Source organism: Rothia sp. 27098_8_29 (genome assembly GCF_041432785.1).
In the GTDB taxonomy this organism is placed as follows: Bacteria; Actinomycetota; Actinomycetes; order Actinomycetales; family Micrococcaceae; genus Rothia; species Rothia mucilaginosa.
Map to the genome: position 1 here is coordinate 1,282,429 of NZ_JAPWAI010000001.1, position 23,847 is coordinate 1,306,275.

A 23,847-nucleotide genomic window follows, 5' to 3' on the forward strand; every position below is an offset into this window, starting at 1 on the left:
TACGATCTGCTTCTCAACCAGAAACATCTATCAAATTTTCGTAGCAACCGCTACACATTTCAGCACAGCGTTGTGCCCCGATCCGCCCGTGCGGTGAGGACGCACGGGAACACGCAAGCAAAGGTTCGCTTGCCTTCCAGACGCTTCGTCTTCAAGGAGCAACAATGTCTCTTCTTGCTTCCGCAGGAACTGTACTTGCAGCCGGCTCTTCCGCTCTCGTGGATGCATCCGGCGCCCCCACCACCCTCGGAATCTTCGCTTCCGAGTTCTTCGGCACCTCCATCCTGATCCTGCTCGGTGCCGGCGTATGTGCCGCAGTGACCCTCAAGAAGTCCTACGCTAAGGACGCAGGCTGGGGTGTTATCACCTTCGGATGGGGTCTGGCAGTGTTCACCGCCGTGTACCTCTCCTTCCACTCCGGTGCACACCTGAACCCCGCAGTGACCGTCGGTCTGGCAACCGCAGGCCGCGACCTGGCAACCGGTGTTCCCGCAACCGCGGGCAACATCGCCCTGTATATCGTCGCTCAGATGCTCGGCGCAATGGCTGGTGCAACCGCAGCCTACCTGACTTACAAGAAGCACTTCGATGAGGACCCGGGCGACCGCCTCGGCATCTTCGCCACTGGCCCCGCCATCAAGTCCTACGGCTGGAACTTGCTCACCGAGATTATCGGCACCTTCGTCCTGGTTGGTTGGGTCATCGCATCCGGTAAGACCCCCGCCCAGACTGGCCCCTTGGCTGTTGCCCTGGTCGTTGTTTCTATCAGTATGAGCCTCGGTGGCGCAACCGGTTGCGCTATCAACCCCGCACGTGACCTCGGCCCCCGTATCGCCTACACCTTCCTGCCCATCCCCGGTAAGACCGGTTCCAACTGGTCTTACGCATGGGTTCCGGTTGTTGGCCCGATTATCGGCGCAGTCCTCGCCGGCCTGATTGTTCCGGCAGTCCTGCCCCTCTAAACCTCTCTAATACCCCCCTTCTTTTGTTCTAAGGAAAAATCAATGACGACTTCTCTGCACTCCGCAACCCTCAACGTCGAGCGCAAGTACATCCTCTCCATCGACCAGGGCACCACCAGTTCCCGCGCGATCCTGTTCAACAAGGCGGGCGAGAACGTGGCTCAGGGCCAGCTCGAGCACGAGCAGATCTTCCCCAAGGCCGGCTGGGTCGAGCACAACGCAACCGAGATTTGGCAGAACGTCCGTAAGGTCGTAGCAATGGCTATGGCAAACGGCGAAGTCAACCACCACGAAATCGCTGCAGTCGGCATCACCAACCAGCGTGAAACCACCGTCGTGTGGGACAAGAACACCGGTGAGCCCGTCTACAACGCAATCGTCTGGCAGGACACCCGCACCCAGGAAATCGTTGAAGAGCTCGCAGGCGAAGAGGGCGTTGGCAAGTACCACGACATCGTCGGCCTGAACCTCTCTACCTACTTCTCCGGCCCCAAGATCAAGTGGATCCTGGACAACGTTGAAGGCGCACGCGAGCGCGCAGAACGCGGCGACCTGCTCTTCGGCAACACCGACACCTGGCTGGTCTGGAACCTGACCGGTGGTGTTGACGGCGGCGTTCACGTCACCGACGTAACCAACGCATCCCGTACCCTGCTGATGAACATCCGCACCCTCGAATGGGATCCGCAGATCGCTGCAGACATGGGCATCCCCATGAGCATGCTGCCCGAAATCAAGTCCTCCTCCGAGGTGTACGGCTTCGGCCGCGCCACCGGCCTGCTCAGCGGCACCCCCATCGCGGGTATCCTGGGTGACCAGCAGGCTGCAACTTTCGGCCAGGCTTGCTTCGAGAAGGGCATGGCGAAGAACACCTACGGTACCGGTAACTTCATGCTCATGAACACCGGCAACGAGCCCGTCTTCTCCGACAACGGCCTGCTGACCACCGTCGCCTACAAGATTGGCGACGCAGCACCCGTCTACGCTCTGGAAGGTTCGGTCGCAATGAGCGGCTCCCTGATCCAGTGGCTGCGCGACAACCTGCGCATGATTGAGCACGCTGCAGAGTCTGAGGAACTGGCTACCTCCGTCAAGGACTCCGGTGGCTGCTACGTTGTTCCCGCGTTCTCCGGCCTGTTCGCACCTCACTGGCGTTCCGACGCTCGCGGCGTCATCGTTGGTCTGACCCGCTACGTGAACCGTGCACACATCGTGCGTGCGGCGCTGGAAGCAACCGCATTCCAGACCCGCGAGGTTCTGGACGCAATGAACGCTGACTCCGGTGTTGAGCTCTCCGAGTTGCGCGTGGACGGCGGCATGACCGCTAACGAGTTCCTCATGCAGTTCCAGGCTGACATCCTCGGCGTTCCCGTAATCCGCCCGAAGGTTGTTGAGACCACCGCTCTGGGCGCAGCATACGCTGCAGGTATCGCTGTTGGTTTCTGGAGCGGCGAGCAGGACGTTGTGGACAACTGGGCTGAGGACAAGCGCTGGCTGCCCTCCATGGAGCCCGCAGAGGTTGACCGCCAGTACCGCCTGTGGAAGAAGGCTGTCTCCCGCACCCTCGAGTGGGTTGACGAGGACGTTCCGACCGCCTAATCACAGCACCCGTTGCCTAACGGCACGGCCCGCGTACTAGCGACGCCCCGGCTGCTTCTCCCCCGCTATGGGGTTGAAGCAGCCGGGGCTTTTCGCTGTTTTATGACGCTCAATTCAGCGTTTATTGCGGCGTAATTTCTACAAAAATTAGTGCTAGGGTACCGTTGGTTTTTGTAAATTCGGTATCTTCCGCCGATCACCTGGCGCGGTGTTGTTCGTGAGGTGTCAGTACCGCACAGGACGCGTACGCGACATATTCATGCGCTGTCCTGACAGGAATTGACGGTTCGCGCTGATACTTTATTTACGCTCCCGTCCGCCGTGGTGCTTCACGTACCGCGGCGGACGGACTTTTATCTCTTGTTACTAGGTTCTCTGCATTAACGATGAGTGGGGTTCGCTTTTCGTGTTGCAGTTCTCGCTGTAAAAATCACTGGTTTTATGCCCCTTGTTGAGATACCCGTTTACATGTTGTGTGGGGTTGATCTAACAGCGTTTGTTTGCCTTTGATGTCCACTTCAAGCGCCGTATCATAGATATATAGGCTTATTGATTCTATTCTGGTCGCCGAAGATGGCGGTTGGTTATGCATCTGGCACCTTCCGGTGGTCGTGAGAACGGAGAGAGGCTCCGTTGGAAGGAGGGAGCGGGTTTCCCGCACCGATTATGGTTGATGTCCGTCGCCGCAAGCTTGCAATTATTGCTATGAACGTTTCGGTTCTTGCAGCTGCTCTCTCCTGGCTGTTGGTGCTCTTCTCTGTCATGTATTCTCCCGCAGCTGTACCGTGGGCTCTGGGCGTTGCTATCGTACTGACTGTGATTGGCGCCTACGCGCTGTACCGCTACTACTCCAAGTACTCGCACGTGCTCCCGAACGAGGACCCGGACGCACACGATGTGCTCGGTCACGACCTGCACTCGACCCACCTGCCGCACCTTCACCACACGGAGGGCAATCCCAACGGAGCAGCTGCTAAGTAGCGTGCCTGCCATCCCCTAGACAGCATAAATGTGCCGCCTCACCGGTACCGGTGAGGCGGCACGTTTGCATTAAAATCGCGGTTCAGAGTCCGACCCTACACTCAAGATTATTTCTGGTTTGAGTCAGTGCTCCGCTGCGCTTCAGCTTCGGCTCTGGCTAGTTCTAGTCTTTTGTTCTCTTCGACGATCAGAGCGTTATATTTCCAGCCGGGGATTCGCTCAACAAGCCACCCAACCCAGAGGAGCGCAGCGGTAATGAGAGCGACAGGAATCAGGTAAATGAGGGCTCTCGGGTCCCGGGTGTGGTCTGAGCCAAGCACGGTGAGTTCCCATAGCAGAAGGACTGGTGCCGCCATGGAAGGCATCACTATAAAAAGGATGAGGGCATAGTAAATGCCCATCTTGCTACCGGGTTTACCTCTATTTATACGAGCCTGGGTAACGGCTCTCTCCAGGCGTTTGTATTCCTCTAAGGTTTCGCCGTCTAGAAGCGAATCGTTAGGGATCTTGGCCATGACGTACCGTACGGCTTCTAAATCTGAGGGCGAGCAAATAAAGATATGTCCCTGGGACGTAACGGTATATTCTTTCGCGATGTCGAGGCACGCCTGCGCGTAACGGTTATTGAGCTCTCGGCTCTCCGGGTTTTCTTTGAGTTGCCGGCGGATGTCTTTCAGATCTTCCATGTTTCTCCTTGCAATTTCAGTCGTCGTTGAACCCAACGTTGGGGCACGAGAAACACAGGTCATCCCCCACCCGGTGCGGGGTGGAGAAGCCGGAGTATTGAATTGCGGTGTATCGGTGTGTACTTCACAGAATGCCAGGTCTTCGGGCTCAATCAAAATTGGCGGGACCTCGTGAGAGGCGTAACCGGCGATGTGTATATCTCGTAGCGGTTAGTTATAGACAAAACCCGCCGCGGGTACGGTACGGAGGCGCGCCTCCCCTATGATGGTTGAAAGGGGTATTTACCCCTATACATCATCTGCAGTACACGCCCACGAGCCTACGAGGAAGAGCATGACCAAAGCGACCGATTCGCCGCAGCCGCCGGAAGCGCTCTCGCGCTGGTACACGCGCTATGCAAGCCCCGTGGGCACGCTCTACATCGCCACCCGTGCGGATGCGCTTGTCGGCATTTGGTACGAGGACCAGGCGCATTTTCCGCTCCCCCATGAGCTCGGTGAACTAATCGAGAATCCCGTCACCTACCTACGGGAGCACGGCGCTGCAGAAGGTGAAGAGCCAGCCGATGAGTATGCTGCGGCGCAGCTGCTGTCCCGCGCTGAGGTGGAGCTCTCCGAGTACTTTGAGCGCAAGCGCACTTCTTTTACGTTGCCCCTAGATCCTGAGGGCACCGATTTTCAGCTGATTGTATGGGAGCATCTGAAGACTGTTCCTGCTGGGTACACCACGACCTACGGTGATATTTCGCGAGCGGTCGGCCCCGGTGCCCCCGCGCAGGCGGTGGGTCAGGCGGTTGGCCGTAACAAAATTTCCATTATGATTCCTTGTCACCGCGTTATTGGTGCCGATGGAAGCCTCACCGGTTATGCCGGCGGTGTTGAGCGTAAACAATTCCTCCTTGATTTGGAGGAGCCGGAAGAGGTGCGGGAGGCGCGGCTCTTCTAGCGCCTGCCGGCTAGTCTTCGAAGCTCATGACGGGATAGGGTATGCATCGGATGCGTATCCCGCCCTTTTTCGTACCTGTTTTCGGTTTCGATGCTCTGCAACACGACACAAAATCGAATATAGTTGCGACTCAATCATAGAAGAGCTACTGTTTAAGTAGAACATGATTCCGAAACACTCGGATCGGCTCAGCAATCTCAGAGAGGAGAAACCGTGACCTCGCAACCTAACATTCCCGCCAAGCCCCTCGAAAACACCCCGAACTACCCCACGTGGGTGACCGATGAGCTTCTGCGCGACTACTACGACACCGAATGGGGCATGCCCGTCACCGATGAGCGGGGACTCTTCGAAGCCCTGAGCCTCGAGTCTTTTCAGGTGGGACTCTCTTGGCGAACGATTCTTGCCCGCCGCGAGGCATTTCGTCACGCTTTTGAAGGCTTCGATCCCGAACGCGTGGCTGCGTTCACCGACCAGGATGTTGCGAGACTCCTCCAGAACGAAGACATTATCCGTAACGAGCGGAAGATTCGCGCGGTCATCTCCAACGCACGGCTGACCCTTCGGATGCGTGAGCTTGCCGCCACGCCGCGTGACGCCTCCGCGGAGGATATTCATCTTCCCCTTATCGCGCCCTCTTCTACCCCGGCCAAAGAGGATAGCAGCGAGGCGGCAGACACTCGCCGCCGTCGAGTTCGTACGCTCAGCGATGAAGACCTGAACCGGATGCGCGAGCGCACCCTATCCGACGGCACGCATGTACCGGGTGGGCTGCCGGCGTGGCTGTGGTCCTTTGCGCCGAGCGAGACTATCGCACCGCTCACCCAGAACGATATTCCCACCGATACCCCTGAGTCCGCGCTTCTTGCCAAATCTTTTAAAACTCTAGGAGGCGTGTTCTTGGGTCCGGTGACCGCTTATGCGCTCATGTGCGCGGTCGGTATGGTGGATGCGCACCTGGTGGACTCGCATCGGCGAGGCTGTTCGGGGCTCTTTGCCTAACTCGCTTGGCGTGCTCGCCTCCAAGGGCGTAGAAAAGCCGCGTGTTACTTCGTTAAAGTAAGCACGCGGCTTCTATACGTTGAGAGGTTCCGCTCTGAATTAGATCGTCACAGGATTAGATCGTTACAAAGAGGAAAATCAGCGCCAGCAGCGGCGGGGTCAGCTGAATCAGCGCCGGCTTGCGCTTATCCGGAGAGGTGAGGAACAGGTAGGCACCGGCAACCGCCATGGAGCCCAGACCTGCGAACATGAGCGCCACGCCCACCTGCGGGGAGCCGAACCAGAATGCGAGCAGACCAGTTGCGGCGATCCAGGCGAGCATCAGGTTGTACAGGCCCTGGTTTGCCGCCATCTCCTTGGTGGATTCAGCGAATTCTTCGGTCATTCCGAAGGTTTCGCGGCCCTTGGGCTTGGTCCAGAGGAAGGATTCAATAATCCAGATGTAGACATGAATAGCTATAGCAATAAAGGCAAAGACAGTAGTAATCGTTGCGAGCGCCTGCATTGTTTTTCCTTAAGCAGTAGGTGTTCTATGAGGCGCCTGCCCGTTCTTTCTTCTGGAGCACAATCTGTGGTGATGCGCAGAATGATGCAGGAGCAAGCACAAGAAGTAATTCTACGCCTCTTCCCGGTCTGTTGGAACTTCCTGAATATACGTGAAACCCCTCGAATCGTCTTCTGCAGAGAAAATTGCAGGGTTCTCATCGAGGGGTTTCTACGCAGGGTTACGCCGAATCCGGTATCGGTCTTTAGCCCATCATGAGCGACAGAGCGAAGGACCAGACGCAGACCAGGCCCAGCAGAATAGCGCTGTACTTAATGGACATGGAGGTAATCTTCGATTCCTCACCGGCGCTATTTACTGCCGCCGCAGCGATTGCGATGGACTGCGGGGAGACGATCTTACCCATCACGCCACCGGCGGTGTTTGCGGCGACGAGCAGGGTCGGGTCAACAGCAATCTGGGCTGCGGTGGTGGACTGCAGGCCCGCGAAGAGCACGTTAGCGTTCGTCACGGAGCCGGTCACGAACACGCCAATCCAACCGATAATCGGGGACAGCAACGGGAAGACCGGGCCAGCTGCCGCGAGCGCGAGCGCAATGGAGGTGGTCATACCGGCGTGGTTCATCACGTTTGCGACGGACATGACCAGGCAGATCATGAGGATCGGCATCTTCAGCTGGTTCCAGGTGCCGCCGAGTTCTTCAAAGGCTTCACCCCAGCTAATCTTCGAGGTCAGCACGGTAATCAGTGCTGCCACCAGAATTGCGGTACCGGAAGCACCAAGGATGTTCCAGGAGAACATCGCGGTCACGGTCTTGCCGGCACCGGTGGTGATGGCTTCGTGAATGCCGGGGATGGGGAACGCCAGGGTTGCGGCGCCGAGCAGGCCGTTGGTTGCGAAGATCGGCTTCAGTGCGGTGGACCAGAGCAGGATGGTTGCGGAGAGGAAGATGAAGGGGCTCCACGCCTTAACAATCTCAGCGCCGGTGTGCTTGACGCTCTGCTGAGCCTGAACTTCTTCGAGGGTCGGAGCGGTGGGTTCGCGGTAAATGTGCTTGGGCTGCCACTTCTGCATCACGAGCGCCAGTGCCACCAGGGACAGCAGCGGCGGGATGATGTCGACCAGTTCGGGAGAGCCGAGCAGCATCAGGATAGCTGCCTGACCACCGGAGAAGATGACGCCGGTCATGAGCGCGACCAGGCCGACCTCGCGGATGCCGCGCATACCGTCCTGGATTGCGACCATCAGCAGCGGCACGAAGGCGACGAAGATCTGCAGTACCGGAACCATGCCTGCGGACAGGTGCGCGGTGTCCAGGCCGCCGACCTTAGCTGCGGTGGTCACGGGAATGCCGATAGCGCCGTATGCGCCGGATGCGGCGTTGGCTACCAGCGCCAGCATGGATGCTTTGAGAGGGTTGAAGCCCAGGGATACCAGCAGTGCAGCAGAGATAGCGATCGGGATACCGAAGCCTGCCGCGCCTTCGATGAAGCCACCGAAGCAGAAGGCAATCAGCAGCACCTGGATGCGCTGATCGTTCGAGATGGAGGAGACGGAGGAACGCACGATGTCGAAGTTACCGGCGCGCACGGCGATGCGGTAGAGCCACACCGCCATGAGCACGATCCAGCCGATGGGCCACGCACCCGAGAGGAAGCCGGAGAGGATGGAACCGGCACCTGCGGTGATGGGCAGGCCGAAGACGGCACAACCGATGATGAGGGTGGTGCCGAGGGTCAGCAGTGCTGATTTGAGACCGCTGAGTTTCAGGACAGTCAGGCCCAGCAGGAAGAGGATGATGGGCACTGCGGCAACCAGCGCGGAGAGCACCGGTGCGTTTAGCGGGTCGTAGGTTTGCTGCCACATGGGGCGGGGTGTTCCTTTCGGTCTGTGTGTATTAGCGGTCGCTTCTTCCTGTACGGCGCCTGTGCTGTATGGAAGCGTTAGGCCGCATAAAAACCGATGGGCCCGGTCCTTGCGTCGTGGATGGGTCCATCGGTGAAGCGTGATGGTCTTGAGCTGCCGGGCGTTTGGTTACTTGACGTGGCGATATGCCGAGGCAATATATCGTGGCCATATACCGTGGCGCGGCGGCGGTGAGCGGAACCTTTCCCTCTCACTAGGTGCTCTTGACTTTATCTGTCTAAGCTAACAGGTCTTCTCCGAGACTTCAGGATAGGGTGACCTTAAGTGTGCATAAATGATACTTATGTGCACAATTGCGCTCCTTAGCCCCAAACATCCTCCCCAGCGCACAAACACAGAAATGCAAAAGCCCCCTCCTACCGAAGTAGAAGGGGGCTTTCGCTCAACCGTGTCGCGGTACCTCACCTTTCAGGGAAGGCAGGTTACACGCATCGGAGCTTCACGCTGTTTAGGAAACAACCAGGGACAGAACGTAACTCCAAACACAGGTGATAGCCAGCAGGATTGCGCTGTACTTGATTGCCATGGAGGTAATCTTGGATTCCTCGCCGGAGCTGTTCACAGCAGCAGCTGCAATTGCGATGGACTGCGGGGAAACAATCTTCGCCATCACACCACCGGCGGTGTTAGATGCAATCAGCAGGGTCTGGCTGACACCAATCTGATGTGCGGTGGTAGCCTGCAGGCCAGCGAAGAGGATGTTGCTGTTCACCACAGAGCCGGTCACGAACACGCCGATCCAACCGATGATCGGGGACAGCAGCGGGAAGATTGCGCCCACAGCGGCAACAGCCAGTGCGATGGAGGTAATCATACCCGCGTAGTTCATGACGTTAGCAACGGACATGACCAGGCAGATCATGATGATCGGGGTCTGCAGCTGCTTCCAGGTTGCACCGAGTTCCTCGATAGCCTCGCCCCAGCTGATGGAGGAGGTCAGGATGGTGATGATTGCAGCCACCAGAATTGCGGTACCGGAAGCACCAATGATGTTCCAGGTGTAGGTCACGTCAATTGCCTTGGGGGTTGCAACGATCGGTGCGGTCTGCTGGATGGTCTGGTGCAGCCACGGAACGGGGAAGGTGATGTTACTGAAGGCTAGCAGACCCCCCTTAGCAAAGAGCGGCTTCATCGCGGTGGACCAGAGCAGAATCACGACGGACAGGTAGACGAAGGGGCTCCATGCCTTGAGGATTTCGCCACCGGTGTGCTTGACGCTCTGCTGAGCCTCAACCTCTTCCAGGGAGGGAGCGGTGGGCTCACGGAAGATGTTCTTGGGCTGCCACTTCTGCATGATGAGTGCCAGAGCAATCAGAGCCAGCAGCGGCGGGATGATGTCGACGAGCTCGGGGTTACCGAGGCCTGCGAGCAGGACAGACTGGCCGCCAGAGTAAATCAGACCAACAATCAGTGCTACCAGACCGACTTCGCGGATACCGCGCAGACCGTCCTGAATAGCAACAAGCAGTACGGGGATGAGAGCCGCCATGATCTGGATAACCAGGACCATTTCGATGGACAGTGCATGCAGGTCCACGCCGCCGCGGGTTGCTGCGGTGGTCACGGGGATACCGATAGCGCCGTATGCACCGGAGCTCACGTTAGCAATCAGTGCGAACATTGCGGCCTTGAGCGGGTTGAAACCCAGGGACACGAGCAGTGCAGCACAGATAGCAATCGGGATACCGAAGCCTGCAGCGCCTTCAAGGAAGCCGCCGAAGCAGAATGCGATCAACAGCATCTGGATGCGCTGGTCGGTAGAGATGGAGGAGATGGAGGAGCGAACAATTTCGAAGCCACCGGAACGCACAGAAATGCGGTAGAGCCACACTGCCATGAGCACGATCCAGCCGATGGGCCACGCACCCGAGAGGAAGCCGTAGAGGATGGATCCTGCACCGGCAGTGATGGGCATGCCGAAGATAGCGCAACCGATGACCAGTGCAATGACGAGGGAGATAACGGCAGATTTAATACCGCTGAGCTTCAGGACGGTGAGGCCCAGAAGGAAGAAAATAATCGGGACTGCTGCCACGAGTGCGGAGAGTGCGCTCGAGTTCAGCGGGTCGTAGACTTGCTGCCACATGATGTACTGTGTTCCTTTCCGCGCCCAGGGGCGGGATTGTGTCGTGCCGCAAAACCTTCCCAGCGACGCGTGTGGCGGCGTGTGTGCCGTGTGTTGCAGGTGCGTACACCTAGCTGTTTGATGCGTTAAGGACGCTATCCCTTGGGGATATATGCCTTCACTTGGGTTCGTGTTGGTTTTGCGGTTATGAAATTTAGTGTGTTGAAACGGCGTTTTTGTCACAGAAACCTAAATATTCCTTGATTTGTCAAGGGAATTTCAGGGGCAGGATAATGAATCTCTAATCCCAAAAACGCAATTCCTTGTGTACCCAATGTACCACCGAACACCCACAAAATCGGGCATATTCCAACATTTAGATTCAAGCTCATAATTGCAACCTAACCTAAACCCCACCCCGGATTGAGGGCTTACCCAGCCTCCCTCCCCCGCTATTACAAGGGAACAAGGGCCCGCCAAAGCCCTGCCAGAGCACGCAGCGCCTCGGGAACATTCAAACCGACACACCCCAGCCCCGCACCATCAATCCCCGCAAACCACTAAACGGCATACAAAAAGCTCCGGAAGGAAAAACCTTCCGGAGCTTTATCTGTCGGGTTGACAGGATTTGAACCTGCGACCCCTTGACCCCCAGTCAAGTGCGCTACCAAGCTGCGCCACAACCCGATTCGTTATTCACGATATTGTTTTCAAGGTTTCCCCTGAACACTCGAATAACTATACCGGGCTTTTAACCCCCGCGCAAGCCAGAATCCCTATTTTTAGAAAAAATCTTAAAAATCTTTTCCTCGCAGATTTCCATACAGATTTTCCGCACAGACTCCGGTACGCGGGGGCCAAATCTAGCAAGGGGCCAGCCCAGCAACACGGCATCGGGCACACCCCCGCTACTAGCGGCGGCCGCCCTTACCCTTCTTAGCCTTCGCGCTCTGACGCTCACCCAAGGAACGGCGCTCACGCACACGCATCGAAATCTCAATCGGAGTACCCGTGAAATCAAAAGTCTCACGCAGACGACGCATAATGAAGCGACGGTAACCCGGATCCAAGAAACCGGTAGTAAACAGCACGAACTTCGGCGGACGCGAAGACACCTGAGTACCGAAGAGAATACGCGGCTGCTTACCACCACGCAGCGGGTGCGGATGCGCGGCAACAATCTCGCCCAGGAACGCGTTCAGGCGACCGGTCGGAATACGCGAATCCCACGACTCCAGCGAGTGCTCCAGGGCGGGCACCAGCTTGTCCTTGTGCCAGCCGGTCTTCGCCGAAATGTTCACGCGAGGAGCCCACTGCACGTGCGCCAGGTCGCGCTCAATCTCGCGCTCAAGCATGTAGCGGCGGTCCTCATCGAGGGTATCCCACTTATTGAATGCCAGGACCATCGCACGACCCGAATCAATCACGGTCTGCACGATACGCACATCCTGCTCAGAGATCGGCTCGGAAACATCCAACAGCACCACGGCAACCTCAGAGCGCTCCAGAGCAGTCTGAGTACGCAGCGAAGAGTAGAACTCCGCACCCTTAGCCATGTGCTGGCGACGGCGAATACCCGCGGTATCCACAAAACGCCAAGGGTAGCCGCCCAGCTCAATAATCTCGTCAATCGGGTCACGAGTCGTACCAGCCAGGTCATTCACCACGGCACGCTCAGAACCAGCCAGCTTATTCAGCAGCGACGACTTACCCACGTTCGGGCGACCCACCAGAGCCACACGACGCGGGCCACCCAGCGCCTCCGGCTGAGCAAACTGCGAGTGCTCCGGCATGACCTCAAGGATCTCGTCCAGAGCATCCGCCAGGCCACGACCGTGCAGACCCGACACCGGGAACGGCTGACCCATACCCAGCGACCAGAGGTTATAAATCTCCGGCTCCAGGTGAGCGTCGTCAATCTTGTTAGCAATCAGAATGATCGGCTTCTTCACGCGGCGTAGCATACGCACGATCTGCTCGTCCGAAGCGGTCACACCCACGCGGGCATCCACCACCAGGACCACAACATCGGCCTGCTCCACAGCAATCTCAGCCTGCTCAGCAACCTGAGCATCAATACCGCGAGCGTCAGACTCCCAACCACCGGTATCAACCAGGGTGAAGCTCTTACCCAGCCACTCAGCCTTATAGGACACGCGGTCACGAGTCACACCCGGCTTATCCTCAACCACCGCTTCACGGCGGCCCAGAATACGGTTAATGATGGTCGACTTACCCACGTTCGGGCGGCCAACAATCGCCACTACCGGATCAGCGAGCTGCTCTTCCTCATCCTCAATGTCGAAGCCCCAAGCACCCAGCAGGGCGCGGTCCTCTTCATCCAGGTCGTAGTCCTCAAGACCCTCAAGAAGAGCCTGAGCACGCTGATCAGCGGTCTCATCATCAATCTCAGCGAGGCGCTCGATAACGTCGTCCTCGCCACCGCCCAGGTACTTATCTTCGTAATCGTCGCGGATAGCGTCCTCAGCCATGCGCATTCCTTTCTCTACCCGCCCCACGCCCAACCCGAGGGTCAGCACGCGAGCGCGGCTCAACGTCTTATCGGGAGCGGATGCACCACTCCCCCAGCGTTTCGGCGGGGCCTAGCCCGCGCGCTTCGCCTTCAACTGGTCATTCACAGCGTTAATCACTGCAGAGACCGTCGCATTAAAATCAAGATCCGAGCTGTCCACCAGGGTCACGCCCTCGGCAGCTTTCATAAAGTTATTGACCTTCGAATCCTTCGCATCACGCTCAGCGATCTGCTTGCTCAAGTCACCCGAAGCGCCGGACTTCTCCGCGTTCTCCAGGCCGCGGCGCGCCATGCGCACCTCTTCAGAAGCAGTCAGCAGGATGCGCGCATCAGCATCGGGAGCAACCACGGTGGTGATGTCGCGGCCCTCAGCGACCATGCCGTTAATAGCGTGGTTAATCATCCAGCGCTGCAGGCCAATCAGGTGCTCACGAACCGCCGGAACCGAAGCCACAGCAGAAACGGCCGAAGAAATGCGCTCGCTACGAATCTCCTCACGGATATCGGTCGAGCCCATCAGAATCTCTTCTTCCTTAATGTTCGTACCGAACACCAGGGGCATCTCCTCGACAGCCTTCGCAATCGCCTCAGCGTCGTTCAGGTCAATGCCAAGTTCCAGCACACGGTAGGTTGCGGCACGGTACATTGCACCGGTATCCAGGTACGCCAGGCCAAAGTGGCGTGCAACTTCCTTAGACACAGACGACTTACCGGAACCGGAGGGACCGTCAATAGCAATCGTCAGTTTAGGGTTCTCGTGCATCAGCACTCCTTAAAATTCGTCTCAAACTTTATGCCGGAAAATACAGCTTTAACTCTACTTCACAACACGCCAACCGCGAGCCGACAAATCGCGGACCAGCGCCTCATGAATAGACGGATTGACCGAGATTTCAGCCATACCCACCGGGGCACCCGTCGAGTGCTCCAGACGCAAATCCTCAAGGTTCGCACCCAACTCACCAATCTCGGCAAGCAAACGAGCCAGCGTGCCGGGGGTGTCGTCCACCAGCACCGTCATCTTTGCGAACGCGGCGGGGGCAGTACCGTGCTTACCCGGAATACGGCTCACGCCCGCGTTGCCTTCGCTCATCAGCTGCGCCAAATCCAGGCGAGCGCCGGATGCCGTCGGGTTCTCCAGCGTTGCGATGAGGCGGTTCAGGTCATCACGCACCCCGTAGAGGGTCTTCACAATCGGGTCAGCGTTCGCCGCAAAAATCTGCACCCACAGCGTCGGGTCCGAAGCCGCAATACGCACCGTATCGCGCAAACCCTGACCCGCCAAAGACAGCGCATACAGCGGAGTGTCCTGCAGACGCGAAGCCAACAGCGAGCTCATCGCCTGCGGCACATGAGAAATCAGGGCAACCGTCTGATCATGCTCCTCAACGCCCAGAGAAGTCACAATCGCGCCCAGCTCCACCGCCACAGAACGCACCAGACGCACACACTCGGGGCGAACCGAATTGTGCTCGCAGATGATCCACGGACGCGCCTGGAACAGCTCACCGCGAGCAGCCACCGGGCCAGACTTCTCACGTCCAGCCATCGGATGCGAACCCACGTAACGGGACGCATCCGCACCCGAGGCAAGCACATCAGCCAGCGGCTGCACCTTCACCGAGGCAACATCCGTCACCACGGCGCCGGGGTAGCCCGCCTCCGGTCGAGGCGCATAGGTGTTCAACGCGCGAGCGCACACGGCACCGGCACTATCCGGAGGCGCAGCCACCACCACCAGCTGCGGGGCGAAGGCGGTGCGCTCCTCCTCCGACAGAGTGGAGAAACTTGTACCGGCACCGATATCCTGCGCCACAGCCTCGGCGGTGGGTGAAATATCTTGGACGTACACGTCCTCGCATCCTGCCGCACGCAACCCCAAACCAATAGAGGCACCCAGCAGACCCGAGCCGATAATGAGCACCGGCCCGGTCAGCGTTGAGTCCATGGGCAGCTCAGATGCGGAAAGCTCAGCGGGCGAGCTCATGACAACTCCTTAGCGTTATTACATGTCCACCGAAGCGAGCAGGTGACCGATCTCGACCTTGGAGAGGTTACGGACGGTACCCTGCTTCTGCGAACCGATACGGATCGGGCCCATTTCAACGCGGACCAAGCGCTCGACCGGGTAGCCGACGGCGTCGAAGAGGCGGCGCACGATACGGTTCTTACCGGAGTGGATGGTCACTTCAACGAGCACGTGGCCGGGGGTGGAGTCCACCAGCTTGAACTCGTCCACGCGGGTCACACCGTCTTCCAGGCGAATGCCCTTCTTCATGGCTGCGCCGACGCCGGGCTCCATCGGGCCGGGAACCTGCACCAGGTAGGTCTTGGGCACCTCGTAGGAGGGGTGGGTGAGGCGGTTCGCCAGTTCACCGTCGTTGGTCAGCAGCAGCAGACCCTCAGTTTCGACGTCCAGGCGGCCCACGTGGAACACGCGCTCGCTCATGGAGGAACGCAGGAAGTCAGAGATGCAGGGGCGACCTTCGGGGTCTTCCATGGTGGAGACCACGCCGGCGGGCTTGTTGAATGCCATGTAGACGAGCTTGTCGTTGGTCTGAACGGTCATGCCGTCCACCTGCACGGTTACCTTGGAGGGGTCCACGCGCACACCCAGCTCGGTCACGACTTCACCGTTGACGGTAACGCGGCCTTCGGTAATCATTTCTTCGCAGACGCGGCGGGATGCCACACCGGCCTGAGCCAGCAGCTTCTGCAGGCGCACGCCGTCGTGGTCGTAGAACTCGTAGTGGTCTACCGGGGCGTTGCGGGGGCGGCGGGGGCGGTGCGGGCCAGCGTAGTTGCTGACGCGGTATTCGCCGCGCTCGTTTGCGAAGGCTTCGCCGGAGCGGTAGGGGCGGCCCGGTGCGCGGCGTTCGCGCTTGGGCAGTTCGGTGCCGCGGCCTCGACCTGCGCGGCCTGCGCCGAACTTCTTCTCGCCAAACTTCTTGTCACCGAACTTCTTCTCGCCGAAGCCCTTTGCGCCGCCCTTGCCTGCGCCGCTCTTCGGTGCGCCGGGACGACCGCCGCGTGCGGATGCGCCCTTAGCGCCGGGCTTACCGCCCTGACCGGGACGAGCAGCGCCGGGACGGCCACCGCGGGAGTTCTGGGGGCGACCGGATGCAGAGCGGCCGCCGCGGGAGGAGTTTCCATATGCCATGGTGTTCTTCTCTTTTCTGTCGTATAGTGCGAACGTTTCAGGCTTTTCCAGAACGTTCGTTCGTCTTATTGATTCGTTGTCTTAGTCGTTGCCCTCGGCAAGCACTGCAGCTTCCGTGTCATCGGGCAGGAAGGGCGCGAGCGCCGGCAACTCCTCCAGGGAGTTCAACCCGAGCTTCGCCAGCAGCAGCTCCGTGGTTTCGTAGAGGGTCGCGCCACTTCCGGCTTCTCGACCCGCCTCACGAATCAGCTGCCGTTGCAGCAGCTGGCGGATTGCCGCGTCCGCATTCACGCCACGGATGGAGGCTACCCTCGCCCTGGTCACCGGCTGCTGGTAGGCAATCACAGCGAGCGTCTCGTAGGCGGGCTTGCTCAGCGTCGCGCTCTTGGAGCGGGTCACGAAGCGTGCCACCCAGGGGGCGAAGTCGTCGCGGGCGTAGAGCTTCCAGCCTCCTGCGATGTTCCGCAGCTGGAATCCGCGCGGTTCGGGCGCTACCCGGTTTTCGTCTTCTCCGTAGCCGCTTTCTTCGCCGTTGTACTCGCGGTACAGCTGGTCGAGCGCGTGCTCAACAGCGCGTTCGCTGACGATGAGAGCGGCGGAGAGTTCACGCACGCTCACGGGCGCTTCGGCAACGGCGAGGATCGCTTCAATGGCGCTTTTGATGCCACCGGGGATTGCCTCGACCTTGGAAAATTCGGCTTCGGCATCGACCGCCACGCTGGGTGCGGTGGAGGGGCCTCCCGCCGGAATCTTTGCCGATTTCGCTGCCGATTTCGTTGCCGGTTCCTTCGACTCGCGGGATGCAGTTTCCTGCGATTCCTCGGAGCCGTCGGAAATGTCGGAACCATCGGAGTCCTCTACCGTTTCGGCGGCTTCAGCCTCCTCAGCTTCTTCGGTCACCTCATCCAGAGGAGCGGCCGCTACCTCGTGCTCAGCCGGCTCAGCGTCCGCCTCAGCAGGCTTCGAGATTTCAGACTCTACCGCCTCTACCGGCACCGAGTCAGCCTGTTCCGAATCCTCGTCTGCGTTCGGATCCCAGTAGCCCATGTTCACGATCGCAAGGTCGTCGGGGGTGAATTCACGGTCAAAGCGTGAGCCATGATTACTCATAATCCTCCTCTACCGATCCCGTGTTAGCTTCAGATTCGTTCGCAGATTCGTTCACTTGGGGTGATTCTGGTGGTTCAGGTGCTTCGCTGGTTTCGTGCGCATCCTGTGTGCCTGCGGTGTCTGCAGTTTCTTCACGGATCACGAACTGTGCCGCGCTCGCGCTCGCACGTACCCGAATAGCTCCGAGCGGTGCGTCCTGTTCCACGTGCAGGGCACCTTCTTTGTAGAGCTCAAGCAGGGCGAGAAAACGAACCACCGCGATTTCTAGTTCGCCGGATCCTTGAACCAGTTCGGCGAAGCTCAGTTCCCGCGCCGCGGTATCGAGCAGGCTGTGCAAAATGTAGTGTTCTTCAGCCGCGATGGTGGTTAGCGGAACGTGCAGGTGCTCGTTGAGTTCTTCAACGATTTCTTCGGGTTCCGGTTCGGGCTCTTTGGGGGTTCGGCTCAGCGCTGCTGCGGCGATGCGGGCGAACTCTTCGGCGCCTCCGGTGAAAACCAGCTCGGGAAGTGCCTGGGCGAATCGTTCTTCGAGGGCTACCGCACGAGGAAAACGTTGTGCTTCTTGCGCCCAGCGTTCAGCAAAAATATCGGCAACTTCACGGTAAGCGCGGTATTGTAGCAGACGGGCGAAAAGCAGGTCGCGTGCCTCCAGCAGTGCAACGTCCTCTTCGAGGGGTTCACGATGCTGCGGGAGCAGGCGTGCGGTTTTGAGTTCCAGCAGGGTTGCGGCGGTGACCAGAAATTCGCTGGCTTCGTCGAGTGCACGTTCGGTGCCTTCAGCGTAGAGGGCGTGCAGGTATGCGAGGAACTCGTCGGTGACCTCTGCGAGCGCCACCTCGGTAATGTCGAGTTTACGGCGCGAAATCAGGGTCAGTAGAAGATCAAAGGGACCCTCAAAATTACTGAGGGTGAGGGTGAAACCGCGTTCCGGGTTCTGCAGGCCGCGGCCCTCAGTCCGGGCGTTCGCGGCGGTGTCTGCGTTCGGTGTCGGTACCCTCACGGCAGCGACGTTCGTGGTCATAAACGACCTATTCTCCTTAGGTTTATTCTCCCCGGCTTTGTTGGTGCCGTCTCAGATGCGGCTTCTGCTTCGCCTATTTTTTCGGCGTAAGCAGTGTGCGGGGGTCTTTAGAATCCACACAATTATACGCCCTCTGCCGGTGTGACTCAAGGGTGAGAGTCACCTCAGCAGAGGGCGTATAGATGTGGGGCTTTAGCGTGCGCCGCCCTTGTAGATCAGTTCGCGTGCCACCTGGCGGTATGCTTCCGCGCCGGGGTGGCTGGAGGCGTAGCTGAGAATCGGCTCAGCGGACACCGACGCGTCCGGGAACTTCACGGTGCGCTTGATGACGGTGTCGAAAACCTTGTCGCCGAATGCGTCCACGATGCGCGCCAGAACTTCCTTGGAGTGGATGGTGCGCGCATCGAACATGGTGGCAAGTACGCCGGAGATTTCGAGGTCGGGGTTCAGGCGGTCCTGAACCTTCTCGATGGAGTCGACCAGCAGTGCGACGGCGCGCAGCGCGAAGAACTCACAAATCAGCGGAATGATGACCCCTTCGGAAGCGGTCAGTGCATTGACGGTCAGCAGGCCCAGGGAGGGCTGGCAGTCGATGAGGATGACGTCGTATTCGTCGCGGACCTTGCGCAGTGCCGAGGCGAGAACCTGCTCGCGAGCCACTTCGTTGACCAGCTGGACTTCAGCTGCGGAGAGGTCAATGTTGGCGGGCAGCAGGTCGATGTTCTCCACGCCGGTAGGCAGGATGACGTCCTTGATGTCGACCTTGCGGTCCATCATGACGTTGTAGACGGTCAGGTCCAGTTCGTGCGGGTTCGCACCGAAACCGGCGGAGAGAGCACCCTGCGGGTCGAAGTCGACCAGCAGCACCTTACGGCCGCATTCTGCCAGCGCCGCGCCCAGGTTAATGGTGGAGGTGGTCTTACCCACGCCGCCCTTCTGATTCACCATAGAGATAATGCGGGCGGGACCGTGGCTGCTCAGCGGAGCCGGGTCGGGGTATACGCGCAGGGGTCGACCGGTGGGGCCGAGTTCTTGAGCCTGAGCTTCAGTCAATGGTTCACCTTCATCAATGAATTCGAAGTTTTAAAGTTTAAGCGTTGTCTATAAGGTTACCTCAAGAGCGGCTGTTCCGCGGATTGACGGGGTTTTATCCCCGTTCGTGGGCACGCGGATGCGCCATGCGGTACACCTCCATGAGCCCCTCGGGCGTGACCTTGGTGTACACCTGAGTGGTGGCGATGGAGGCGTGCCCGAGCAGTTCTTGCACCACGCGAATATCGGCACCGCCCTGCAGCAGGTGCGTTGCGAAGCTATGGCGCATGGAGTGCGGCGAGAAGTCAGAGCTGAGCCCGGCGGCTTCGGCGGCTTCTTTGAGGATGAGCCAGGCGCCTTGGCGTCCGAGTCTGCTGCCTCGTCCGTTGACGAAGAGCGCGGCGGTGCCTTTACCGTGCGCTACGAAGGAGGGGCGGGCACGCACCAGGTAGTCTTGGATTGCTTTTTGGGCGTAGCTTCCGATGGGTACGAGCCGTTCTTTGTTTCCCTTACCGAAGAGTCGAACGTAGCCGGGCAAAGTAATCTGGTTGCCGTCTTCATCGGTGAGGGTTCCTTCGAAGTGCACGTCGTCAATATCGGCGTTGAGCATTTCGCTCACGCGCGCGCCGGTGGCGTAGAGGAATTCGAGGATGGCTCGATTGCGTAGCCCGGTGGCGGTTTCGCGGTCGGGTACGGCGAGTAGCCGCTGGATGTCTTCTACGCTGACTGCTTTGGGTAGGCGTTTAACGTTCTTTGGCGGGGTGACCGGTGCCGCCGGGTCGGTGGGCACGATGAGCGCGGAGACCCAGAAGGCGTGTGCTCCGCGGACTGCCGCCATGGTGCGGGCGATGGAGTTCGGGCCCAGCGGCAGGGGCAGGTTCGGTGCCCCTTCAGCGGTTGGCGTTTCTTTTTCTGGTGCCCCAGCTTTCTCCGGCTGCCCGGCATGACCTTTTCCAGCGCGCCCGTTTCCAGTACCTCGCCCCGATTCGGAGGCGATCATCAGTGCCAGCGATTCTGCGGCTTCTTCCTGCGCTTCCTGAGATTCCTGCGCGTTCTGGTTGTTCTTCTCCCCCGCTTCAAATCCGGCAAGGGGCACGGTGGGGGCGGCGAGTTCCCGCATGAAGGAGCGCACCTGCGCGGTGGTGATGCGTTCGGGGTCGATGACGCCGAGGGTCGCCATGTAGGTGCTGTATCGTCGCAAATCGCGCGCGTAGGAGGCAATGGTGTGTTCGCTGCTTCCTCGTTCCACGCGCAGGTGGATGAGGTACTGGTCAACGGCTTTCTGGAGCGGGGTCTGTGCCTCCTGGTGGGAAGCACCCAGGCTAGAAGAATCCAGAGCAGAAGAACCCAGCACGGAGGAACCGGCAGAAGAGGTTACGCCGAGCAGACCCGCGCCGCGGGGCGCCTTGCTCACCGTGCTTTTAGCCTGCTTCACGCTATCTCCTCTGTCGGTTCTGTTGATGTTTGGGCCTCTTGATATTTGGGCTTGCCGTAGGCGAGGCTACTCCCCCGTCCCCCTGTTCCGTTCTTAGTGGTTGCGGAAGTTCTCCGGCTTTTCGCGGCGCTGTCCCATGTAGGGGTGGAACTCCCAGCCACCCTCGGCGGGGCGCAGGCCTTCAAAGTTGTTCTGCGCAGCCGCGTAGGTGGCGAGTACCGCCTGGATAGCGAGCGCGTTATGAACCTTTCCGCCCAGCACCAGCTGCACTGCCTCTGCGAGGGGCACCCAGCGGTAGGTCATTTCGGCTTCTTCTTCGGTGCGTTCGCTACGTTCTTCAGCGGGCAGTTCCGAGAGATTACGCGCCAGGTAGACGCGGCCTGCTTCGCTGGTTGCGCCGGGGCTGCTGAAGTAGTCGGTCAGAGCGTTCCAGGTGTCTGCCTGCAGGTCTGCCTCTTCGGCGAGTTCGCGCTGCGCGGCGACCAGGGGGTCTTCACCGTCGATGTCGAGCAGTCCGGCGGGTACTTCCCAGAGGTTCATGCGCACCGGGTGGCGGTACTGGTTAAGCATCAGCAGTTCGTTGTTGTCGTTGAGGACCGCCACAGCGACGGCGCCGGGCATTTCCACGACGTCGCGGGTCAGCACGGTGTTTTTGTTGAGTTCGTACTCTTCAACGGTCGTTTCGATCACGTAGCCGCTGTACTTCACGGTGCGGGTGCGGATGGTGCGTTCGGAGGGTGCATCAATAATCTGCTGGTTGTTGCTCATTCTTTCATTGTAGGCGGCTTCTTAGTCCCGCTACGTTTGGCGCGTCAGGTAGGGGCACGGAATAAGGCACGTTCAGGTTTAAACGAAAGCATCCCGCTCTCCCCTGCGCGGGGTGAGCGGGATGCTGAACGTTTGTGCCTAGATGTTAGGCGCCGCGGCGCTCCAGAGCAGCCTTAATCAGGCCGGAGAAGAGCGGGTGCGGGCGGGTCGGACGCGAGCGGTACTCGGGGTGTGCCTGAGTTGCCACGTAGTAGGGGTGTGCCTCTGCGGGCAGTTCCACGTACTCGACCAGCGAGGAGTCCGGGGAGGTACCGGAGATGCGCAGGCCTGCTTCTTCAAGCTGCTCGCGGTACTCGTTGTTCACCTCGTAGCGGTGGCGGTGACGCTCTGCAACCTCGGTTGCACCGTACGCCTTAGCAACCTGAGAGCCGGGAACAAGGTTTGCCTCGTACAGGCCCAGGCGCATGGTGCCGCCCAGGTCGCCTGCACCTTCGACGAACTGCTTCTGCTCTTCGATGGTTGCGATGACCGGTACGGAGGTTTCCGGGTCGAACTCGGTGGAGGATGCTTCGGACAGGCCCAGTACGTTGCGTGCGTACTCAATGACCATGGACTGCAGGCCGAGGCAGATGCCCAGGGTCGGGATCTTGTGCTCGCGTGCGTACTTGAGGGCGCCGATCTTGCCGTCCAGGCCGCGGATGCCGAAGCCGCCGGGCACGAGGATTGCGTCCATGTTGCGCAGCTGGTGGTCTGCATCTTCGTCGGTTGCGCACAGGTCGGCTGCAACCCACTTGATGTTGACCTTCACGTTGTTTGCGAAGCCGCCGGCGCGCAGAGCCTCGGAGACGGACAGGTATGCGTCGGGCAGGTCGATGTACTTACCGACCAGGCCAACGTTGACCTCTGCTGCGGGGCGGTGCACTGCGTCGAGCAGGCGGTCCCACTGGGTGAAGTCCGGTGCGGGAGCCTCAATGCCGAAGTAGTCGAGGATGTAGTCGTCGAGCTTCTGGCTGTGCAGGGTCTTGGGGATGTCGTAGATGCTGGGTGCGTCGGCGCAGGAGATGACTGCGTCGCTGTCCACGTCGCATGCGTTACCAATCTTGGTACGGTGCGATACGGGGACCTCACGCTCACAGCGCAGGATCAGACCGTCAGGCTGGATGCCCAGGCCGCGCAGTGCTGCGACGGAGTGCTGGGTCGGCTTGGTCTTGAGCTCGCCGGAGGGGCCGATGAAGGGCACCAGGGAGACGTGCAGGAAGAAGACGTTCTTGCGGCCAACATCGCGGCGTACCTGGCGTGCTGCTTCCATGAAGGGCAGGGACTCGATATCGCCGACGGTACCACCGATTTCGGTGATGATGATGTCGGGTGCGTTGTCAATTTCCGCTGCGTGACGCATGCGGGCCTTGATTTCGTCGGTAATGTGAGGGATGACCTGGACGGTGTCGCCGAGGTATTCGCCGCGGCGTTCCTTTGCGATGACGGAGGAGTAGACCTGACCGGTGGTCACGTTAGCGGACTGGTCGAGGTTTTCGTCCAGGAAGCGCTCGTAGTGTCCGATGTCGAGGTCGGTTTCAGCACCGTCGTCAGTGACAAAGACTTCACCGTGCTGGAAAGGGTTCATCGTACCGGGGTCGACGTTCAGGTAGGGGTCGAACTTCTGCATGGTCACAGAGAGGCCACGTGCGCGAAGAAGCTGACCGAGGGAAGAGGCCGACAGGCCCTTACCGAGAGAAGATGCAACGCCGCCGGTCACGAAAATCTGGCGGGTTACCTTGTCGTTAGAGGACGCGTTCAGAGCGTTATTTTTTTCATTCACCACGGAATTCAAGCCTACCATTTTCTTGTCTGCTATCCAAGCAGAGGGTTTTGCCGCGAGAGGATTCTCTCAGGCGGCTTTCCCTCCCCTATTTGTCCTTATCACCACTGTAAACGGAGCTGGGGATTTATTATTCCCGCCGCGCCGTGTAGAAGCAGGTCTAGGAGCATTCACAGAGTATCTCACATCCTCTGGGATCCATGCACCGCTATTGGTCACCGGCGCGGGCTGTACTGGCAACTTTCTGAGGCACGCTCGCACACTTCAGCCCCTTTGATGGTCTTTGGTGCGAAAGA

The 23,847-nt window shown here is 59.4% G+C and carries 19 protein-coding genes and 1 tRNA gene; 5 read left to right on the plus strand and 15 right to left on the minus strand.

Annotation, left to right across the window (positions count from 1 at the left end):
* Positions 1-164 precede the first annotated feature (164 nt).
* From O3649_RS04930 to O3649_RS04940, 3 genes are all read left to right on the plus strand, one after another.
* On the plus strand, positions 165-962 hold the full coding sequence (locus O3649_RS04930) for an MIP/aquaporin family protein (RefSeq protein ID WP_371573029.1): 798 nt from the start codon (positions 165-167) through the stop codon (positions 960-962).
* Between the two features lie 42 nt (positions 963-1,004).
* Positions 1,005-2,561: a glycerol kinase GlpK gene (gene glpK, locus O3649_RS04935; protein ID WP_371573031.1), complete on the plus strand. Its 1,557-nt coding sequence runs from the start codon at positions 1,005-1,007 to the stop codon at positions 2,559-2,561.
* 666 nt (positions 2,562-3,227) lie between these two features.
* Positions 3,228-3,542, plus strand: coding sequence for an N-acyl-D-glutamate deacylase (locus tag O3649_RS04940; protein WP_141744446.1), 315 nt, complete (start codon positions 3,228-3,230; stop codon positions 3,540-3,542).
* A gap of 107 nt (positions 3,543-3,649) precedes the next feature.
* On the opposite strand, the gene O3649_RS04945 is transcribed toward O3649_RS04940, so the two are convergent.
* Positions 3,650-4,228: a hypothetical protein gene (locus O3649_RS04945; RefSeq protein WP_044150609.1), complete on the minus strand. Its 579-nt coding sequence runs from the start codon at positions 4,226-4,228 to the stop codon at positions 3,650-3,652.
* Positions 4,229-4,562: 334 nt separating this feature from the next.
* Between O3649_RS04945 and O3649_RS04950 the strand changes: the two genes are divergently transcribed.
* Positions 4,563-5,174: a methylated-DNA--[protein]-cysteine S-methyltransferase gene (locus tag O3649_RS04950; RefSeq protein WP_049345282.1), complete on the plus strand. Its 612-nt coding sequence runs from the start codon at positions 4,563-4,565 to the stop codon at positions 5,172-5,174.
* Positions 5,175-5,387: 213 nt separating this feature from the next.
* Complete coding sequence (locus O3649_RS04955; protein WP_371573034.1) at positions 5,388-6,176, plus strand: DNA-3-methyladenine glycosylase I; 789 nt, start codon at positions 5,388-5,390, stop codon at positions 6,174-6,176.
* A 115-nt stretch (positions 6,177-6,291) separates the two neighbouring features.
* Here the strand turns inward: O3649_RS04955 and O3649_RS04960 are convergent, their stop codons facing one another.
* The 14 genes from O3649_RS04960 to O3649_RS05025 all read right to left on the minus strand — a co-directional run bounded on the left by O3649_RS04960 (position 6,292) and on the right by O3649_RS05025 (position 23,572).
* Positions 6,292-6,681: a DUF1304 domain-containing protein gene (locus O3649_RS04960; RefSeq protein ID WP_070635127.1), complete on the minus strand. Its 390-nt coding sequence runs from the start codon at positions 6,679-6,681 to the stop codon at positions 6,292-6,294.
* Between the two features lie 244 nt (positions 6,682-6,925).
* The gene (locus tag O3649_RS04965; protein ID WP_371573036.1) at positions 6,926-8,548 is read right to left on the minus strand and encodes an L-lactate permease; all 1,623 of its coding nucleotides are present in this window, start codon (positions 8,546-8,548) and stop codon (positions 6,926-6,928) included.
* Positions 8,549-9,056: 508 nt separating this feature from the next.
* A complete protein-coding gene (locus tag O3649_RS04970) occupies positions 9,057-10,694 on the minus strand; it encodes an L-lactate permease (protein ID WP_371573038.1) in 1,638 nt (545 codons plus the stop codon).
* A 592-nt stretch (positions 10,695-11,286) separates the two neighbouring features.
* A tRNA-Pro gene (locus tag O3649_RS04975) sits at positions 11,287-11,360 on the minus strand.
* 224 nt (positions 11,361-11,584) lie between these two features.
* Complete coding sequence (gene der, locus O3649_RS04980) at positions 11,585-13,165, minus strand: ribosome biogenesis GTPase Der (protein ID WP_049353025.1); 1,581 nt, start codon at positions 13,163-13,165, stop codon at positions 11,585-11,587.
* A gap of 111 nt (positions 13,166-13,276) precedes the next feature.
* Positions 13,277-13,969, minus strand: coding sequence for a (d)CMP kinase (cmk, locus tag O3649_RS04985; protein ID WP_049337513.1), 693 nt, complete (start codon positions 13,967-13,969; stop codon positions 13,277-13,279).
* Between the two features lie 54 nt (positions 13,970-14,023).
* On the minus strand, positions 14,024-15,193 hold the full coding sequence (locus tag O3649_RS04990; RefSeq protein WP_294646004.1) for a prephenate dehydrogenase: 1,170 nt from the start codon (positions 15,191-15,193) through the stop codon (positions 14,024-14,026).
* 18 nt (positions 15,194-15,211) lie between these two features.
* On the minus strand, positions 15,212-16,366 hold the full coding sequence (locus tag O3649_RS04995) for a pseudouridine synthase (protein ID WP_304192187.1): 1,155 nt from the start codon (positions 16,364-16,366) through the stop codon (positions 15,212-15,214).
* A gap of 81 nt (positions 16,367-16,447) precedes the next feature.
* On the minus strand, positions 16,448-17,476 hold the full coding sequence (scpB, locus tag O3649_RS05000; RefSeq protein WP_083309157.1) for an SMC-Scp complex subunit ScpB: 1,029 nt from the start codon (positions 17,474-17,476) through the stop codon (positions 16,448-16,450).
* On the minus strand, positions 17,469-18,497 hold the full coding sequence (locus O3649_RS05005; RefSeq protein WP_070629546.1) for a ScpA family protein: 1,029 nt from the start codon (positions 18,495-18,497) through the stop codon (positions 17,469-17,471). Before O3649_RS05005 ends, scpB begins: the two co-directional genes overlap by 8 nt.
* A gap of 192 nt (positions 18,498-18,689) precedes the next feature.
* Entirely contained in the window at positions 18,690-19,550 is an 861-nt protein-coding gene (locus O3649_RS05010; RefSeq protein ID WP_005506637.1) for a ParA family protein, read from the minus strand.
* Positions 19,551-19,644: 94 nt separating this feature from the next.
* Entirely contained in the window at positions 19,645-20,964 is a 1,320-nt protein-coding gene (locus O3649_RS05015) for a site-specific tyrosine recombinase XerD (RefSeq protein WP_371573042.1), read from the minus strand.
* Positions 20,965-21,057: 93 nt separating this feature from the next.
* Positions 21,058-21,732: an NUDIX hydrolase gene (locus tag O3649_RS05020; protein WP_049340811.1), complete on the minus strand. Its 675-nt coding sequence runs from the start codon at positions 21,730-21,732 to the stop codon at positions 21,058-21,060.
* 145 nt (positions 21,733-21,877) lie between these two features.
* Positions 21,878-23,572 carry a CTP synthase gene (locus O3649_RS05025; RefSeq protein WP_070635121.1) on the minus strand — a complete coding sequence of 565 codons (1,695 nt, stop codon included), beginning with the start codon at positions 23,570-23,572 and terminating at the stop codon, positions 21,878-21,880.
* Positions 23,573-23,847 lie beyond the last annotated feature (275 nt).

Excerpts from the sequence above, each read along its gene's own strand:
- O3649_RS04990 (WP_294646004.1), bottom strand. The coding sequence starts at position 15,193 with ATGAGCTCGCCCGCTGAGCTTTCCGCATCTGAGCTGCCCATGGACTCA.
- O3649_RS04970 (WP_371573038.1), bottom strand. The coding sequence starts at position 10,694 with ATGTGGCAGCAAGTCTACGACCCGCTGAACTCGAGCGCACTCTCCGCA.
- O3649_RS04960 (WP_070635127.1), bottom strand. The coding sequence starts at position 6,681 with ATGCAGGCGCTCGCAACGATTACTACTGTCTTTGCCTTTATTGCTATA.
- O3649_RS04995 (WP_304192187.1), bottom strand. The coding sequence starts at position 16,366 with ATGGCATATGGAAACTCCTCCCGCGGCGGCCGCTCTGCATCCGGTCGC.
- der (WP_049353025.1), bottom strand. The coding sequence starts at position 13,165 with ATGGCTGAGGACGCTATCCGCGACGATTACGAAGATAAGTACCTGGGC.
- O3649_RS04945 (WP_044150609.1), bottom strand. The coding sequence starts at position 4,228 with ATGGAAGATCTGAAAGACATCCGCCGGCAACTCAAAGAAAACCCGGAG.
- O3649_RS05025 (WP_070635121.1), bottom strand. The coding sequence starts at position 23,572 with ATGGTAGGCTTGAATTCCGTGGTGAATGAAAAAAATAACGCTCTGAAC.
- cmk (WP_049337513.1), bottom strand. The coding sequence starts at position 13,969 with ATGCACGAGAACCCTAAACTGACGATTGCTATTGACGGTCCCTCCGGT.
- O3649_RS05005 (WP_070629546.1), bottom strand. The coding sequence starts at position 18,497 with ATGACCACGAACGTCGCTGCCGTGAGGGTACCGACACCGAACGCAGAC.
- O3649_RS05020 (WP_049340811.1), bottom strand. The coding sequence starts at position 21,732 with ATGAGCAACAACCAGCAGATTATTGATGCACCCTCCGAACGCACCATC.
- glpK (WP_371573031.1), top strand. The coding sequence starts at position 1,005 with ATGACGACTTCTCTGCACTCCGCAACCCTCAACGTCGAGCGCAAGTAC.
- O3649_RS04950 (WP_049345282.1), top strand. The coding sequence starts at position 4,563 with ATGACCAAAGCGACCGATTCGCCGCAGCCGCCGGAAGCGCTCTCGCGC.
- O3649_RS04940 (WP_141744446.1), top strand. The coding sequence starts at position 3,228 with ATGGTTGATGTCCGTCGCCGCAAGCTTGCAATTATTGCTATGAACGTT.
- O3649_RS04965 (WP_371573036.1), bottom strand. The coding sequence starts at position 8,548 with ATGTGGCAGCAAACCTACGACCCGCTAAACGCACCGGTGCTCTCCGCG.
- scpB (WP_083309157.1), bottom strand. The coding sequence starts at position 17,476 with ATGAGTAATCATGGCTCACGCTTTGACCGTGAATTCACCCCCGACGAC.
- O3649_RS04930 (WP_371573029.1), top strand. The coding sequence starts at position 165 with ATGTCTCTTCTTGCTTCCGCAGGAACTGTACTTGCAGCCGGCTCTTCC.